The organism is Specibacter sp. NPDC078692, from assembly GCF_040686835.1.
Classification (GTDB): Bacteria; Actinomycetota; Actinomycetes; order Actinomycetales; family Micrococcaceae; genus Specibacter.
Map to the genome: position 1 here is coordinate 1 of NZ_JBFBLV010000001.1, position 15567 is coordinate 15567.

General features: G+C 60.3%; 13 protein-coding genes. 8 read left to right on the forward strand and 5 right to left on the reverse strand.

The annotated features are described in order from the left end of the window. Window positions 1–159: 159 nt before the first annotated feature. The 3 genes from AB0O97_RS00005 to AB0O97_RS00015 all read right to left on the reverse strand — a co-directional run bounded on the left by AB0O97_RS00005 (window position 160) and on the right by AB0O97_RS00015 (window position 5533). Window positions 160–1752, reverse strand: coding sequence for an FAD-dependent oxidoreductase (locus AB0O97_RS00005; RefSeq protein ID WP_363878536.1), 1593 nt, complete (start codon window positions 1750–1752; stop codon window positions 160–162). After that, the gene (locus AB0O97_RS00010) at window positions 1749–3995 is read right to left on the reverse strand and encodes a molybdopterin oxidoreductase family protein (protein ID WP_363879093.1); all 2247 of its coding nucleotides are present in this window, start codon (window positions 3993–3995) and stop codon (window positions 1749–1751) included. The genes AB0O97_RS00005 and AB0O97_RS00010 overlap by 4 nt, the downstream gene beginning before the upstream one ends. Window positions 3996–4120: 125 nt before the next feature. Continuing rightward, entirely contained in the window at window positions 4121–5533 is a 1413-nt protein-coding gene (locus AB0O97_RS00015) for an MFS transporter (RefSeq protein WP_363878539.1), read from the reverse strand. A gap of 240 nt (window positions 5534–5773) precedes the next feature. Here AB0O97_RS00015 and AB0O97_RS00020 point away from each other — a divergent pair, with 240 nt between their 5' ends. From AB0O97_RS00020 to AB0O97_RS00030, 3 genes are all read left to right on the forward strand, one after another. Beyond that, window positions 5774–7378: a sodium-dependent transporter gene (locus tag AB0O97_RS00020; RefSeq protein ID WP_363878542.1), complete on the forward strand. Its 1605-nt coding sequence runs from the start codon at window positions 5774–5776 to the stop codon at window positions 7376–7378. Continuing rightward, window positions 7375–7518 carry a methionine/alanine import family NSS transporter small subunit gene (locus tag AB0O97_RS00025; protein ID WP_363878545.1) on the forward strand — a complete coding sequence of 48 codons (144 nt, stop codon included), beginning with the start codon at window positions 7375–7377 and terminating at the stop codon, window positions 7516–7518. Before AB0O97_RS00020 ends, AB0O97_RS00025 begins: the two co-directional genes overlap by 4 nt. 281 nt (window positions 7519–7799) lie before the next feature. Continuing rightward, window positions 7800–9209, forward strand: a complete 1410-nt coding sequence (locus tag AB0O97_RS00030; protein WP_363836755.1) for an MFS transporter — start codon at window positions 7800–7802, stop codon at window positions 9207–9209. 194 nt (window positions 9210–9403) lie between these two features. On the opposite strand, the gene AB0O97_RS00035 is transcribed toward AB0O97_RS00030, so the two are convergent. After that, window positions 9404–9766, reverse strand: coding sequence for a hypothetical protein (locus AB0O97_RS00035; RefSeq protein ID WP_363836753.1), 363 nt, complete (start codon window positions 9764–9766; stop codon window positions 9404–9406). Window positions 9767–10140: 374 nt separating this feature from the next. Between AB0O97_RS00035 and AB0O97_RS00040 the strand changes: the two genes are divergently transcribed. From AB0O97_RS00040 to AB0O97_RS00060, 5 genes are all read left to right on the forward strand, one after another. After that, window positions 10141–10683, forward strand: coding sequence for an alternate-type signal peptide domain-containing protein (locus tag AB0O97_RS00040; protein WP_363836751.1), 543 nt, complete (start codon window positions 10141–10143; stop codon window positions 10681–10683). Window positions 10684–10761: 78 nt separating this feature from the next. Beyond that, window positions 10762–11355 (forward strand): hypothetical protein, encoded by a 594-nt coding sequence (locus tag AB0O97_RS00045; RefSeq protein WP_363878548.1) that lies wholly within the window; start codon window positions 10762–10764, stop codon window positions 11353–11355. A gap of 11 nt (window positions 11356–11366) precedes the next feature. Next, window positions 11367–12014 (forward strand): signal peptidase I, encoded by a 648-nt coding sequence (locus tag AB0O97_RS00050; RefSeq protein WP_363878551.1) that lies wholly within the window; start codon window positions 11367–11369, stop codon window positions 12012–12014. After that, a complete protein-coding gene (locus tag AB0O97_RS00055) occupies window positions 12011–12844 on the forward strand; it encodes a hypothetical protein (RefSeq protein WP_363836745.1) in 834 nt (277 codons plus the stop codon). Before AB0O97_RS00050 ends, AB0O97_RS00055 begins: the two co-directional genes overlap by 4 nt. After that, on the forward strand, window positions 12841–13812 hold the full coding sequence (locus AB0O97_RS00060) for a hypothetical protein (RefSeq protein ID WP_363836744.1): 972 nt from the start codon (window positions 12841–12843) through the stop codon (window positions 13810–13812). The genes AB0O97_RS00055 and AB0O97_RS00060 overlap by 4 nt, the downstream gene beginning before the upstream one ends. Window positions 13813–13822: 10 nt before the next feature. Here AB0O97_RS00060 and AB0O97_RS00065 read toward each other — a convergent pair whose 3' ends face one another. Then, window positions 13823–15502 (reverse strand): ATP-binding protein, encoded by a 1680-nt coding sequence (locus tag AB0O97_RS00065; RefSeq protein ID WP_363878554.1) that lies wholly within the window; start codon window positions 15500–15502, stop codon window positions 13823–13825. Window positions 15503–15567 lie beyond the last annotated feature (65 nt).

Consider the following 15567-nt stretch of genomic DNA (forward strand, 5'->3'; position numbering starts at 1 on the left):
CAGTGAGCTATGGAGTCACATCCAGAGGCGGAACGGCCAATACCCATCCTGCCAGCCAGTCCCAGACCAGCTACAAACAAGTCTCACAGTGAGCTGTGGTCGTTTAGAACCGTCTAAGCGACCACAGCTCACGGGTCAATTCTGTTTTACGCCTCAGTTTTACGCCGCGGCCGGGGCGAAATGGGCCTCGATCAGTGATTTCAGCTCTCCGTGGCAGCCGCCGCAGCCGGTTCCGGCACGCGTGGTGGCGGAAATCTCCGGAACAGTTGAACATCCGGCCGTCACCGCGGCCATGATCCTCTCTTCTGTGACACCGGCACAGCGGCACACCGTCCTGGCCGGGTCGGGCGCCGCGCTGACGTTGCTGTCTCGGTCCGAGCCATCCAAACGCAGCAGCGCCGAGCGGTCCGCCGGAAGTTCGGAACCGCGTTCAAACAACAGCGTCAGTTCCGCGCCAGCCCGTGGCATACCGACGCTCACGAATCCTGCCAGCACACCGCCACGGGTACTCATTTTCACGTATTTCCCGTGCTCGGGATCAGCCCACTGACTCACCGCCAAGCCGGGAACATCCTCGAATGGCCCAGCTGTAACATCTCCAGCCGCCGCCACATCAACACCGCGAGCCTTGAGCATGATGACCGGCGCCCGCTCCGCAGGCAGAGGAACACCAGGAACAGGAACAGCGGGTAGAGCAGCCGGCAGCTGAACGGCAGTTGCTGCGGAGCCGATCAAGAACGCGGCCAACCATTCTGCCTGCCGCCACCCTGGCCCTATCAATCCCAGCGGCCCTGAACTGTCAGCGCATTCAGCACATTGTGTATCCAAACAACGAACCTGGGCACAATCGCCCATCGCGAAAACATTATGATCGTGATGCGCCATCAGCTGGTGGTCCACCAAGATACCCCGGTCCGTGGCCAGTCCGGCGCCGACTGCTACCTCAATGCGAGGCCGCACACCACAGGAGAGCACCAGTAGTTCTCCCTCCACGGTGGCCCCCGCCTCCTGAAGTAAACCGGAAAAGGTGGGAACGCCGTCGGCCGATGGGCTCAATTCAACCCCGACGGCACGCGCATGCGAGACCACAGTGATGCCCCGCGCACGCAGTGCGGCGGCCACGGTATGACCCGCGCCGGCGTCGATGCTGCGGCCCATGGTGTGCGCACCGTGGTGGACCACCGTCACGTGCGCGCCCTCGTCGCGCGCGGCCAGGGCGGCTTCCAAACCGAGGATTCCGCCGCCCAGCACCACCACGCGCGCTTGACGTTCGACGGCGTTGCGCAGCACCGCGGCATCGGCCAGATCGCGCAGGGTGCTCACGCCACGGGGGAGCGGGACTTGCGCGGTGGGATCGGGATTGAGCCCATGCAAGGTGGGAATCACAGGGCGAGCACCCGTGGCGAAGATCAACTTGTCATAGTTGATCCGCCTGCCATCGGAGAGCAAAACTCCGCGGCGGGCACGGTCCACCCGCCGGACCAGTACAGCCATGTGAACGGACACCCCAGCAGCTATGAGTTCCGCTGGATCGGAGACGGAAATGGCGTCCTCGGTGGTCCTGCCCACGCCCAGATCGGCTACGAGCACGCGGTTGTAGGCGGGGGTGCTTTCCGCACCAATAATGCTCAGGGCCAGCTCGCCACGACGGACGCTGGGCAACAATTCCTCTGCCAGTCGGGCCGCCACGGGCCCGTAACCAACCACCACGATGTGCTGGGGCTGGTGCTGCTGCCGGGGTGTCAACGTCATGCGACTGCCTCCAATGCTGCTGCACCACTTGGTAGTTCTTCATCCACCGCGCACGCCGCCACCGTGACCGAGGTGGCTTTGAATTCCGGCATGCCGGAGATGGGATCCACGGCCGCACTGGTGAGCAAGTTCGCGTTCTCCGCCTCCGGAAAGTGGAAGGGGAGGAAGACCGTATCGCTTCGAATCGCCGTGCTGAACTTGGCCCTACACCGCACCGTTCCACGCCCGCTCGCGATGGTGAGCCGTGCGCCGTCGAGAATTCCTCGGGACTGCGCTGCTAGCGGATGGATGAGCAGCTCGGCCTGAGGGGCGGCATCAGCCAAGGCCTGCACACGCCGCGTCTGGGCGCCGGATTGGTAATGCTCCAACAACCGGCCGGTGACTAAGGCCAGCGTGGCGCCGGTGAATAGCGTGTCCCGAGTATTGGCGCTGTCCCTAGTATTGGCGCGGGCGCTGGCGCCTGGCCGAGAAGGCGACGGCGCTACCGGGGTCAGCACCGCCTTGCCATCGGGATGAGCGAAGCCTTCCAGGAAGAGCCTTGGCGTACCCTGGCTGCCAGCAGGAAAGGGCCAGTAAGCTTCGGCGCCGGCATCTAACATGGCGTAATCGATGCCGGAGTAATCGGCCAAGCCACCAGCGGAGGCGGCGCGCAATTCGGTGAACACGGTTTCCGGATCCGGGCTGAAAGTGGAGGGCGCATTCAGTCTGCGCGCCAGCTCTGAGATGATCCACAGTTCCGAACGTGCGCCCGCGGGAGGCGTAACGGCGGCCCGGCGACGCAGCACCCGACCCTCCAGATTTGTCATGGTGCCCTCCTCCTCGGCCCATTGCAGAACAGGCAACACCAGATGGGCCTCCCGCGCCGTCTCCGACATGAAGAAATCGGACACCACTAGGAAATCCAGCTGGCGTAGACCCGCAAGTACCTCACCGGCGTTGGGCGCGGACACCACCACGTTGGCGCCGTGAATGAAGAACGTGCGCACGCCGTCGGGCTTGCCCAGTGAGGCGAGAAGTTCGACGGCGGGTACCCCCGGACCGGGGATGTCCGCCGGTTCCACACCCCACACCTTGGCAACGTGGACGCGGGCGGCGGGGTCGGTGATCTTGCGGTAGCCGGGGAGCTGATCGGCCTTTTGCCCGTGTTCGCGCCCACCCTGCCCGTTGCCCTGGCCGGTGAGCGTCCCATAACCGCTGCTCGCAGAGCCGGGGAGTCCTAGCAAGAGCGCCAGGTTGATGGCGGCGGTGGCCGTGTCTGTGCCGTCCACATGCTGTTCCACACCGCGCCCAGTGAGGATATAACTGCCGCCGCGCTGGGCACCAACGGCCAGAAGCCGGGCGGTTTCGCGCAGTTGCGCAACGGGTACGCCCGTTACCGACTGCACGCGTTCGGGCCACCAGGAAGCCACGCTGCGGGCCAACTGCTCATAGCCCCTGGTGCGGTTGTTGAGGAAGTCCTTGTTGGCTAAGCCGTCGTGAATGACGATGTGGCACAGGCCCAGCAATAGCACCAGATCGGTGGCGGGCACGGGTGCCAGATGCAGGCCAGCACCGTCGGCGGTGAAGTCCGCCGTGGCAGTGCGCCGGGGATCCACCACGATGAACCCGCCGGCTGCCCGGGCACCTGCCAAATGCTGGACGAACGGCGGCATGGTCTCGGCAACGTTGGAGCCGAGCAGCAAAACTGTGTGAGCGGTATCAAGATCTGCGAGCGGGAAGGGCAAACCCCGGTCCAGGCCGAAGGCCCGGTTGCCGGCGGCTGCGGCCGAGGACATGCAAAAGCGGCCGTTGTAATCGATGCGGGAGGTGCCCAAGGCCAGGCGGGCGAACTTGCCCAACTGGTAGGCCTTTTCATTCGTCAGGCCTCCGCCGCCAAAAACGCCCACAGCATCGGCACCATACTGCTCGCGGGTGCGCACGACGTTTTCGGTGATCAGATCAAGAGCTTGCTCCCATTCGATGGGGCGGTGCTGACCGTCGGCTCCGCGGAGCAGGGGAGTGGTGACGCGGCTGGCGTGGCCCAATAGTGCTGCGGACGTCCAGCCCTTGCGGCACAGCCCGCCACGGTTGGTGGGGAAATCGCGGCCAGCAATGGTGGGTTCCGGCTGTGCTGCTGGCGCCGGCGCTGGGGGCGCTGGGGGCGCTGCTGGTGCTGCGGACGCTGGAGACGCTGCGGGGGCCGGAGCTGCTGCTGGAGCTGGCGCCGGAGCTGGGGACGCGGGTGCCGCAGCCGTCACGGTCATGGCGCATTGCAGAGCACAGTAGGGACAGTGCGTGTCCGTCCCGGACTCAGCCCCCGCGGTGGCTGCCGCGGGGGAGGGAAGGTGCGCGTCCGGCGTCGTACTGGTCATTTTGGCGGCGGGGATCATTACACGTTTCCCAGCGATGCGGCCGATGAGCGGCGCAGGTACACGGCCCAAGTCAGCGCCATGAGGGCCAGGTAGGCGGCGACGAATCCGATGAACGCGCCTTCGTAGCCGCCGGTGGACTGGCGGGAGGCGTTCAACACCTGCGGGACCACGAATCCGCCGTAGGCACCGATCGCGGAAATGATGCCCAGGGCCGCCGAACCCTTGCGAGTGGCGCTCATGTGGCCTGCACCGGTTGTCTCCTCGGAGTTCTTGGCGCGGAGGGCGAAGACCATGGGAATCATGCGGTACGTGGAGCCATTTCCGGCACCGGCTGCGGCGAAGAGCACCAGGAACAAGACAAGGAAGAGTGGGAAGCTGCCCAGTGGCAGGGTCAACAGCTGGACCATGGCGGTCAACGCCAGCACGCCGAAGCAGGCGACGGTGACGCGGGCGCCACCCCAGCGGTCGGCCAATTTGCCGCCGTAGGGCCGGGCGAGCGAACCGATCAGCGCGCCCAAGAATGCCAGCGAGATGATGGCCGGGCCCAGCTTCAATCCCACGCCGGGGCCGAAAGAATCCATGATCAGTTTGGGGAACACGGCGGAGAATCCGATGAATGAACCGAAGGTGCCGATGTACAGCAGTGCCAGAATCCACAGGTGCGGTTCGCGGAGGGAGGCGAGGGAGCCGGCGATGTCGGACTTGGCACTGGAGAGGTTGTCCATGTATTTCCAGGCGCCCCACGCAGCGATGAGGATCAGGGGTACCCACATGAGTCCGGCTAGGGGGAGCCCGAGAGTTCCGGCGGCCAGGACTGTCACCGCGACAGGCACCATGAACTGTGCGACGGCGGCACCTAGGTTTCCGCCGGCTGCGTTCAGTCCCAGCGCCCAACCCTTTTCACGGGCGGGGTAGAAGTAGGTGATGTTCGCCATCGAGGAGGCGAAGTTGCCGCCACCCAAACCGGCCAGAGCGGCCATCGCGAGCATGGTGGTGAACGGCGTTTCCGGGTTACCCAAGCACCACGCCATACCGAGGGTGGGGATCAGCAGCAGTAGGGCAGAGACGATGGTCCAGTTGCGCCCGCCGAATTTGGCCACCATGAAGGTATAGGGAATGCGCAGCGTGGCGCCCACAAGGGAGGGGATGGAAATGAGCCAAAACAGTTCGCCGGAGCTGAAGGTGAAGCCGGCCGCTGGCATGAAGACCACCACGATGGACCATAGCTGCCACACCACGAAGCCGAGGAATTCACAGGCGATGGACCAGGCGAGGTTTCGTTTGGCAATGGCACGCCCTGCGCTGTTCCATTGCTTTTCATCTTCGGCATTCCAGTGGTGCAGCCAACGGCCGCGAGTGCTGGTGATTGTTGCCCCGGCGCCTGTAGCTGTGCTTTTGCTGGTGGAGATGCTCATTTGTTCAGCAGTCATGACAAACCTCCCGGTCGCTGTGGTGACTGTGCATTCTTGTTGCGAATGCGGCGTCTGTGTTGTTCTCGTTTGTTCTGACAGCAACGATAGGGAAGCGGGGTTTCGGGGCAGGTCCCGGGGTGTGACATTGTTGTGACGTTTAGCTAACCGCCACCGGCAAGACACGGTGAGGTCATCACAGCAGTGGTCACGGCACCCCAAAAAATGCGATCTAGCTCTCACGTAGGTTAACGTGTCTTCATGACTACATCACCCGCAGGCCGGGGCGGAACAGCCGCCCCGGCCCGTCGAGAGACATTCTCCTCGCGAAAACTCTTCATCCTCTCAGCCATCGGTTCCGCCGTTGGTCTGGGCAATATTTGGCGCTTTCCGTACGTCGCCTATGAAAATGGTGGGGGCGCCTTTCTCATTCCGTATCTAGTTGCACTGCTGTGCGCTGGTATTCCTCTTTTGTTCCTCGATTATGCGATTGGCCACCGCTTCCGTGGCTCCGCACCCTTGGCTTACCGCCGCTTACACCGCGCGGCCGAGCCGATCGGCTGGTGGCAGGTGCTGATCTGCTTCGTCATCGCCGTCTACTACGCAGCGATCATCGCCTGGGCTGCCATGTACGCGTGGTTCTCGATCACGAAGGCCTGGGGCGATGACGCCGAAGGCTTCTTCTTCAACAACTACCTGCACAGCGCAGACCAGGCCGGGCTGTCGTTCGACTTCGTTTCCAGCGTCTTCTTCCCGATGCTCGCCGTATGGGTCGTAGCGATTGTGATCATGGTGGCTGGCGTGAACAAGGGTATTTCCCGGGCCAACGCCGTGTTCTTGCCGCTGTTGGTCATCATGTTCGTGATTCTCGTGGTGCAGGCGGTGTTCCTTGATGGTGCCATGGTTGGCCTGAACGCGTTCTTCACCCCGGACTGGGCATCACTGCAGAACCCGGGCGTGTGGGCCGCAGCGTTCGGCCACATCTTCTTCTCACTGTCCGTGGCCTTCGGCATCATGGTCACCTACTCCTCCTACCTCAAGCGCAAGACCGACCTGACCGGCTCCGGCATGGTGGTGGCCTTCGCCAACTCCGGCTTTGAGATCCTCGCCGGCATCGGCGTCTTCGCAGCCCTCGGCTTCATGTCAGTGGCATCCGGGCAGGCCGTGGACGAGGTTGCCTCCGGCGGCATCGGGCTGGCGTTCGTGGCCTTCCCGACCATCGTCTCCGAGGCGCCGTTTGGTGCGGTGCTCGGCGTGCTGTTCTTCGGCTCGCTGGTCTTTGCCGGCCTGACCTCGCTGATCTCCATCCTGGAAGTCATTGTGGCGGCCTTCCAGGACAAGCTGGGCTGGAACCGCAAGGCCGCCACCTTGGTGGTCACCATCCCGATTGCCTTGATCTCGCTGATCCTATTCCCCACCACCACAGGCATCCACCTGCTGGACACCTCGGATGCCTTCGTGAACCAATTCGGCATCCTGGCCTGTGCACTGGTCGCTGTCATTGTGGTCTCGGCCGGGCTCAGCTCCCTGCCGCGCCTGCAGAAGCACCTGAACCGGACCTCCACCGTCAAGATGGGCGCCGGCTGGCGCATCCTTGTGGGCGGCATTGTGCCGGTGGCCCTGGGCTACATGCTCATCAATGAGATCCAGACCAAGAGCACCGAGCAGTATTCGGGCTATCCGGCCTGGTTCAACGGGGTCTTTGGCTGGGGCATGGCCGGTGCGCTCATTGTGGGCGCCCTGCTGCTGACGCTGATCCCTTGGAGCGAGAAATCTAGACTCAAGGATCCCGAGTACGAAGAGTTCAACGCGGCCGCAGAACTCGAAGGTGACGTAGATAACAATCGTGAAGAGGTGAAGTCATGACCCCGGTGGCAATCATAATGATGATCATCGCCATGGTGACGGTTTGGGGCGGCCTGGGCCTGGCCCTGTGGAACCTCGCCCGCCACCCGGAAGACGAGGGGGAGCTTCCTACGCCGGAAGAAATGCCGCACGAGCTATAGCCGCACTGTTCATAGCAGTTCATAGCAGTTCATAACAATGGCGACTTGGACATGTTCCGGGTCGCCATTGCTATGCCCTCAAGCCAGGGGGAGCCATGCCCACGCTGCCCATACTGTGGATGGATTGTCCAACAGGTGGACACTAGGGGTACTCTTGGTAGTCGCAGAGTGAAATAAAAAGGTTTTGCCACCAAATTCGTTGACTTGTTTATTCGTGTGTGCATTGCACGAGATGAGCTACTCATTCGGTCGATGGCAAAGCCCCGAGAGAAAGCCGAGCCATGAGCTCTTCTAAGAAAACGGCGACGCTGGAGGGCCAGCCAGTCAACAGCCGGGGCAGGGTCATTGTGGCCAGCCTTATCGGAACCACTATCGAGTTCTACGACTTCTATGTCTATGCCACAGCAGCCGTTCTGGTCTTCCCGGCACTCTTCTTCCCAAATGCCGACGCTGCCACAGCGCTGCTGAGCTCCTTCGCGATCTTCGGTGTGGCCTTCATCGCCCGCCCGCTGGGCTCCATTGTGTTCGGCCACTTCGGTGACAAGGTGGGGCGCAAGGGAACGCTGGTGGCGTCGCTGCTCACCATGGGTATTGCCACCTTCCTGATCGGCTGCCTGCCGACGGCGCTCGTGCCCGGTTGGACGTTCTGGGCGCCGGCACTGCTGGTGGTCATGCGGTTCATGCAGGGCCTGGCTCTGGGAGGCGAGTGGAGCGGTGCTGCACTGCTGGCTACTGAAAACGCTCCGGAGGGCAAGCGCGCCATCTGGGGAACCTTCCCGCAGCTGGGTGCGCCCATCGGCTTTATCCTCGCCAACGGCATCTTCCTGTGGCTCAGCCTCGGCATGAGCACGGAGCAGTTCCAGGCGTGGGGCTGGCGCATTCCGTTCCTGCTCAGTGCCGTCATGGTCATCGTTGGCCTGTACGTCCGGCTGAAGCTGGTAGAAACACCCGCATTCCAGAAGGTTATCGACCAGGGTGAAGTCTCCAAGCTCCCCGTTGGCCGCGTGTTCAAGACCAGCTGGCGCCCGTTGATCCTGGGTACGTTCGTCATGCTGGCCACCTATGTGCTCTTCTACCTGATGACAACCTTCACACTGTCCTACGGCACTACCCCGGCCACGATCGAAGCAGCAAAGGCCGCGGCGGAGGCCAAGGGTAAGCCGATGAGTGCTGACGCCGTTGCCAACTGGGTCGCAGGTCTTGGCTACACGCGCAACGAATTCCTAGTCATGCTGATCATTGGTGTGGTCTTCTTCGGTATCTTCACGCTGGTCTCAGGACCTTTGGCGGAGAAGTACGGCCGTCGCAAGTCCTTGCTGTGGATCACCGGCGGCATCTTGGTCTTTGGATTCACTTTTGTACCGCTGTTCGGTGCGGGCACCGCAGGTGTCATGACGCTGCTCATTGTGGGCTTCTCGCTGATGGGTCTGACCTTCGGTCCTATGGGTGCGCTCTTGCCGGAATTGTTCCCCACTAACGTGCGGTACACCGGCTCCGCCATCAGCTACAACATGTCCAGCATCCTCGGTGCTGCCGTGGCTCCGTTCATTGCCGTGGCTCTCTGGCAGGCAGCCGACGGAAGCCCCGTCCTGGTGGGTGTCTACCTGTCCTCAATGGCTGTGCTGACACTGATCGCCCTGTTCATCATGAAGGAAACTCGCGACCTGGAATACACCTCCAACGTCAGCTGATCCTCACCCGCTCCACATCTAAGGGCCTCGACGAGCTTGACCACTGCTGTGGAAGAGCCCATCGAGGCCCTTTTGGATTCCCAACTCCATCGAGACAGAGTTTCCTCGGGAAAACTCATTATCCGCTCACCTACGACGACGGGAGGTGCCCTTGCGCTGGAAGGACACCTCCCGTCGTCGTACTTTTTTTTGGGTTATTCCACGGAGAGATACAGGGTTTGCAATTGCCCTGCAGTTTGATTTCCGCACGACTTGAGTGAGGCCATTTTTATGGTCGCTTCCGAATGGTCACGGCATTCTAGAAGGTGAATGAGATCGTTGGTCACAGTGCCAAGCCGCGCAGCGCCCACCATAAGTGCGGAGCTTCGCAGGCTCAGGGCTGAATCTAGCGCGTCTGCCTTGTTGCCGGAGGTGACAGCTGTATAAATGCGTTCAAAACGCCCGGGCCACATTTCTATATACCGGCGAACAAAGTTTCGGGTTAGATCCTTCTCGCCGCCCAAGGAGTCTTCCAATTCCAGAAGCGTCGTGATGCAGACGAGCGGCGGCTTAGTCATCACCATCTGCTCCCTTCTCCTCCGAAACTGATCAATTGTGCGGCAGTTTGTCCGCGGTTTACCCTCGGCTAGTCCTAACCCTAACGCGCGAGGGGCTTGCTGTGGTCAGTATTTTGCCGCAAGAGCGAGGACTTGCGTGAAGCTTAAGTTACCGGAGAGTTTGCGCCATTTAACGCTGTCCCTTTGGCTAGGAAATAGACGTTGTCAGCGCTGATCTTGAGGATTCCTTGAGCTTCAGGGTTCGTCGTTGGTTCTTGAGTTGTTCTTGCCGGAATCTTCCGGATTTTTGAGGCTATTTCTTGAGTTGGTGACGGCATTGTTGTTCTCATCGGCAGGATCACTTGCTGAGAAGAATATGAACAAGGGGTCTGGCAATGAACAAGATGACTAAAGGCGTAATCGCAACCGGTGTTGGCATCATCCTGCTGGTAGGCGGCGGCGGAACACTGGCTACCTGGAACCAGGCACAGAGTGCTTCCATGGGCAAGGTTGTTGCCGGTGATTTGAACTTGGTTCCCGCCAGCGCAGGTGTGTGGACCAACGCCTCAGGCACCGTGGTCAACGTTGCAAATTACAAAGTAGTTCCCGGTGATACCTTGACCTATTCACAGCCGCTGAACGTCACCCTTGTCGGTGATTTGATGGTTGCTCGTCTGGCCGTCACAGGCGCCTCCGCGGCAGACGGTTTTGGTAGCAACGCAACAGTGTCCGCAACCACGCTGACCAAGAGTGACAGCAAGGTTGTTGCTGCGACGGCCGATCTGCGCCCAGCAGATAGCGGAGTAGTGACTGCCTCCACCACTTTTACGTTCAACAAATCAACCACGGCCCGCGATGCTGTTGCAGCGTCTGTTGACCTCAGCGGCATTGGCTACTCGCTGGTACAGCAAGCGCCTGTAGATACCAACAACAAGTAACCTCAGTCCGAGGACCCCGGTGGTGTGCCGGTTACCAACGGCACACCGCTACCCCTGCCACTCCCGACGGAAGCAACCATGAAGAGCATGCACGCATTGAAAGCAGCCGGTCTGGTGCTGGTTGCAATACTGCTGGCCATGCTCACCGTCCAAGGAAGCTATGCGCTCTGGAACAAGGCAGTCAGTTCCAACGCCGGAACCGTCAAAGCCGCGGACTTCCGGATTAGCCTGACTGACACCGACACCAACCGGGTCACCGATATGACGTTGGCCAATGGGACTGCAGCGACGCTTTCACTGAGCACCGCTCCGGCGGGCCTCATCATCCCCGGACAAAGTACGTACTCCGGGGTACGCGTTGGCAATGTCACGGACGCCGGCGGCGTCTTCACTGTTAGGGCCAGTACCGGTGTCCCGATAGTCGAGAACAACACGGGAGCTTCTCTGGCCCCCTATTTGTTCATCAAGACTGTGGCTGCGACGTCACTGTCCCAGTGCAGTCAATCAGCGATCTATGCTGGCGCACCAACGTCAGGAACTGCAACGTCAGACATCGCCAAGAATGGGACCGGTGTGTTCTGTTTCCAGTTCACACTTGCCGCAACTATGCCGGCCAGCCTCAGCGGGCAGAGCGCCAAAATTGCCGTCCCGATCCTCGTCAACCAGCTCTAAGAGGGAACACCATGTCTGTCATCAACCAAGCAGATCTCTATATTGGGACTCGCCGCGATGAAGCTGCCGAAGCTGCTGTTGGCACCGAGGTTGCCGTGGCTGCCGTGGGGCATAGCGCTGGGGGAGCTCTGCGCTTCATTGCTCGAGCGTTGAACTATCTGCTGTTGCTCATTGTGACTCTGGGTGCCTTGGTTATGGTGGTTGTTCCTATGGTCACCGGCTCGCAAACGTTCACAGTGCTGACAAGTTCCATGGCACCGAAATACGCTCCAGGCTCTTTTTTGGTGGTTAAGCCAACACCTTTTGAAGAGCTGCGCGTTGGCGATATCATCACCTACCAGATCGAGTCCGGGAAACCGGCGGTCATCTCACACCGAATCACCTCCATTGGAGCCACCCAGTCAGGTGCGCGAGTCTTGACTACCAAGGGCGATAATAATTCCCTCGCGGATTCAACCCCGGTGCAAGAAGTGCAGGTCAAGGGGAAACTGTTCTACGCGGTCCCATATGTAGGGGTCATCGCCAATGCCGTAGGCCAAGACCGTGACGTTCTTCTCCCCGTCCTCGCCGTGGGATTCATCGGCTTTGGTGCACTGAGTATCATCAGGGGAGCGCTCGAAAAGAAGCGGTCAGGCCATAACGCGAGGCACAGTCTTTGACGGGCAAGAAAATAGCTCCCTCCGCCCTGCGTCCGCTAAGGATGGGCGCCGCAGCAGCTACCGGCGTGGCGATACTGACTTTGATTCTGTCCCCGCCCGCCGTGGCCGCAGATGGTTCCGAGCAAATATTGGAGCTCAGCAGTGACGGGATCCACTATGCTCCCGAAGGTCTGTCAACCGTGCTCTCCCAGGGCGGTGGACTTGTCCCGGGCGAATCGAGATCCGACACTGTTTGGGTGCGCAATGCCAGCACGCAGGTAGCCGATTTTTCTTTCGCTGTGGTGAACACGGCTGCTGTTTCTGGATCTGGTTTAGCAGACCACTTGCAGCTAGGGGCTTCCGCTCCGTTTTGGAGCGTCAGTGCCAGCGTTCCGCCCAGCTTTGGAGTCTGCACCACAATGATTGAAAACCGGACACTCTCTGCGGGAGAATCAGTGCCGATTGATCTAGCACTCAAGTTCAGCAGCGTGGCTCCTAATTCAACACGCAATCAGAAGTCCAGCTTTGACATGGTCTTCCTGCTGCAGGACAGCGACGGCGGGGTGCCGGTTTCCCCATGCGCGCCCCTAAGCGCTGCCCAGTCCCGTGATACATCCACGGGCCGGATCACCGTCAACAGCGGCACAGCCTCACACGTTACTACGGCAGCACTTCCCGCTGGACCAGTGGAACAAGTGGACCCGGCGGCTCCGTGGCCGGCAGATGCCCTGCCACAAAGTAATGTTGTTGCCACGGGCCGCAGTCCTTGGTCGTGGCTGGTACTGCTCAGCGCTGGCACGTTTGTGGGGATTTTGCTAAGACGCCGAAAAAGTCAACGAAGGACACCATGACCACCCATGAATCCCACGATCCCGGCCATAATGCGGGCCCTGAGGTGCCACGGCGCGGCTTACGCACGTGGCCGGGTTTTACAACAGCCGCTGTTGCCTTCGTGGTGACAGTCCTTCTCGGATCCGGGGGCATTGCCATTGCCAACTGGAACCAAAGCGCCACGGCAACCATTGATATCACGGCCGGGGCCGCACCAGCCCCCACTCCAACCGTGGTGCCAACTCCAACCCCCACCGTGCCCGCAGCTGGCACCGCGAACATCGTGGCAAATCCCGCTATAAAGCCATTACCTGCAAAGGTGGACGCGGCCACTATCACCTGCAGCAGTCCTGGAAGTTCTGGAAATTTCACCATCGCATGGGGTGGGAGCCAATCCTCAAGCATCAGCTACGTGGCCTCACTGAAGTCGCTGACCGCTACGACTGACTTCCAGAAGACACAGACCGTCAGCCAAAAAACCGTCGGCTTTTCTCTCGACAACAAGAGCACCGCCTACGGAAATTATCTTTTGCGGATCCAACCCGTGAATACCAGCACTGGCGTTGCTGGGGACCCGAGCTACCGCACACTGCGTCACTTCGGTAAGGACAACTCCGGCTGCGACTACGGGGCCACAGATGGTCAACCACCTTTGGGCGCTTTGGCGGTGACCACTGAACCCATGCCTGCACGCCCCAATGACAATTTGCTCAAGGTCAGCTGGGCCCAAGGCGCAGCCACCAGCTATGTGGTGACCATTGTGCTTGCTACTGCGGATCCAAAGTACGGAGCCGAGTTCTCTACCTCGACGCTGGGGACTACGTTGATCTTCCCACCACGGCCATGGAATCAGGCCGGGACCAACGTTGGTGATGCCGCCTTCTTTGGGCAGTACTCGCTACGGATTCTACCGATGAATGGAACGCAAGCAGGGGATCCGATCTATAAAACCGTCCAGTACGGGCCTTACGATCTCACTGTTTGGTAGCTTCGGAGGCTCAGAGTTCTGCGTTCAGCGTTCGGAGTTCCGAGTCCAGGACACAGGCCGGGATGACAATGCTCATGGTGGTGCCTAGGCCCAATTGACTTTCTACGGACAGGACACCGCCGTGAGTGTCAATGATGGCTTTGGAGATCATCAGACCCAGACCTATGCCAGGGATGCCGCGGCCAACAGCGGTGCCGGCCCGGAAGAACTTTTGGAACATACCAGCTTGCTCTGACTCACTCATGCCCAGCCCAGTGTCAGCGACCTGAGCGTGAAGGTCGGTGCCGTCAGCCCAAGCACGCACGCTCAACGGCCCACCATCAGGTGAGTACTTAATCGCGTTGGAGATGAGGTTGTCCAGCACCTGGCTGATCCGAACGCCGTCGACCATTGCTATAAGCGGTTCCTGGCACTGATAGTCCACCTTGACGTCATTGGCTGTGGCTGCCGGAGTCGCAGAGGCAATACTGTCCGAGATCAACTGGAAAACATCGCTGGGGGAGCGCTCTACCGTAATGGAGGAGGTGGTGAGCAGATCAGCCACGAGACCGCCAAGTCGATCCGCATTTCGCTCTGCGATGCTAAGGAAGCGCACAACGTCACTGGGGTCCAAATCTGGTTCTTCAAGAACCATGGATATATACCCTTGGATGGCTGTCAGAGGTGTGCGGAATTCGTGGGAAACATTCGCCACAAAGTCATCCTTGGCGCTGAGGGCATTGACCATGTCGGTGACGTCGTGGAAGGCGATGACAGCGCCATCATTGGCGTTCTTGCTATCGCGGATCATTCGGGCCGTCGTGGATAGGGCGCGGGCTTGCTCTCCTGTGCCGATCCAGATCTGGAAATTCGTGAACGTTTCACCGTTGATAGCCCTGCGAACGGGACGCGACTGGGCCGGGAGTGCAACATGGTCCGGGCTGAACAGCAGCAGTTCGCTCTCATTGGGATCAGCAATATTGTTCGGCCTGCCCAAATCATGAATGGCCCTTTGAGTGGTGTTCATGAGGCGGTCATTGCCTTGGGCGTCAACGACCACCACGCCAACGCCTACGGTGTCCACAACAGCATCCAAAAGCCGTTCTCGATGCTGGCTTTCGGCAAGAGCTGCGCGAAGCTGCTTGTCCTTGGCCTGCAGACTGGTGCGCTGCCCCTCCATGCTGGTGGTAATCACCACCACCGTGATGGCGAAGAACAACATCATGAACGGGAAAAGCAACGGTTTGGCTAGAGCTTCACCGCTCACCTGTCCGGAGCGGAACACTGAAATCCAAACAATCACTAAGCTTGCCAAGGTACTGGAGACAATGGCTGTTTTGGGGGCAATGCCGGATGCGCACAGCCAAAACACCGGAAACAATCCCAACAGTCCTACAGAAGAAAGCAGAGTCTGGCTACCTTCACGGAAGAACGCCACCACAATGAAATCTAGGTAGGGGATCACCAGAATCGAGGCAGGATGTAGTTTGTCCCAGGGGACTACCACGCAAGCCACAGCCAACACGGCGTTGATCACCAAGCCGGTCACTAGATGCTGGTTACCCATGAGTTTTGGATACAAAAGGGAGATCAGAACTGCCGCCAAAACCACCGTCATAAAGAAGGGGAGTTGCGCTAGGATCACGCGTACGCGCCGTGACCGCTGATAGAACAAGCGGCCTATGAGCTGATTTGTGGGTGTTTCAGACACAATCACTTCCACTAAAAACTTTTCTCTTCCCATGCCGTGGGGCTGGTAACCACGGTCATTGTCGC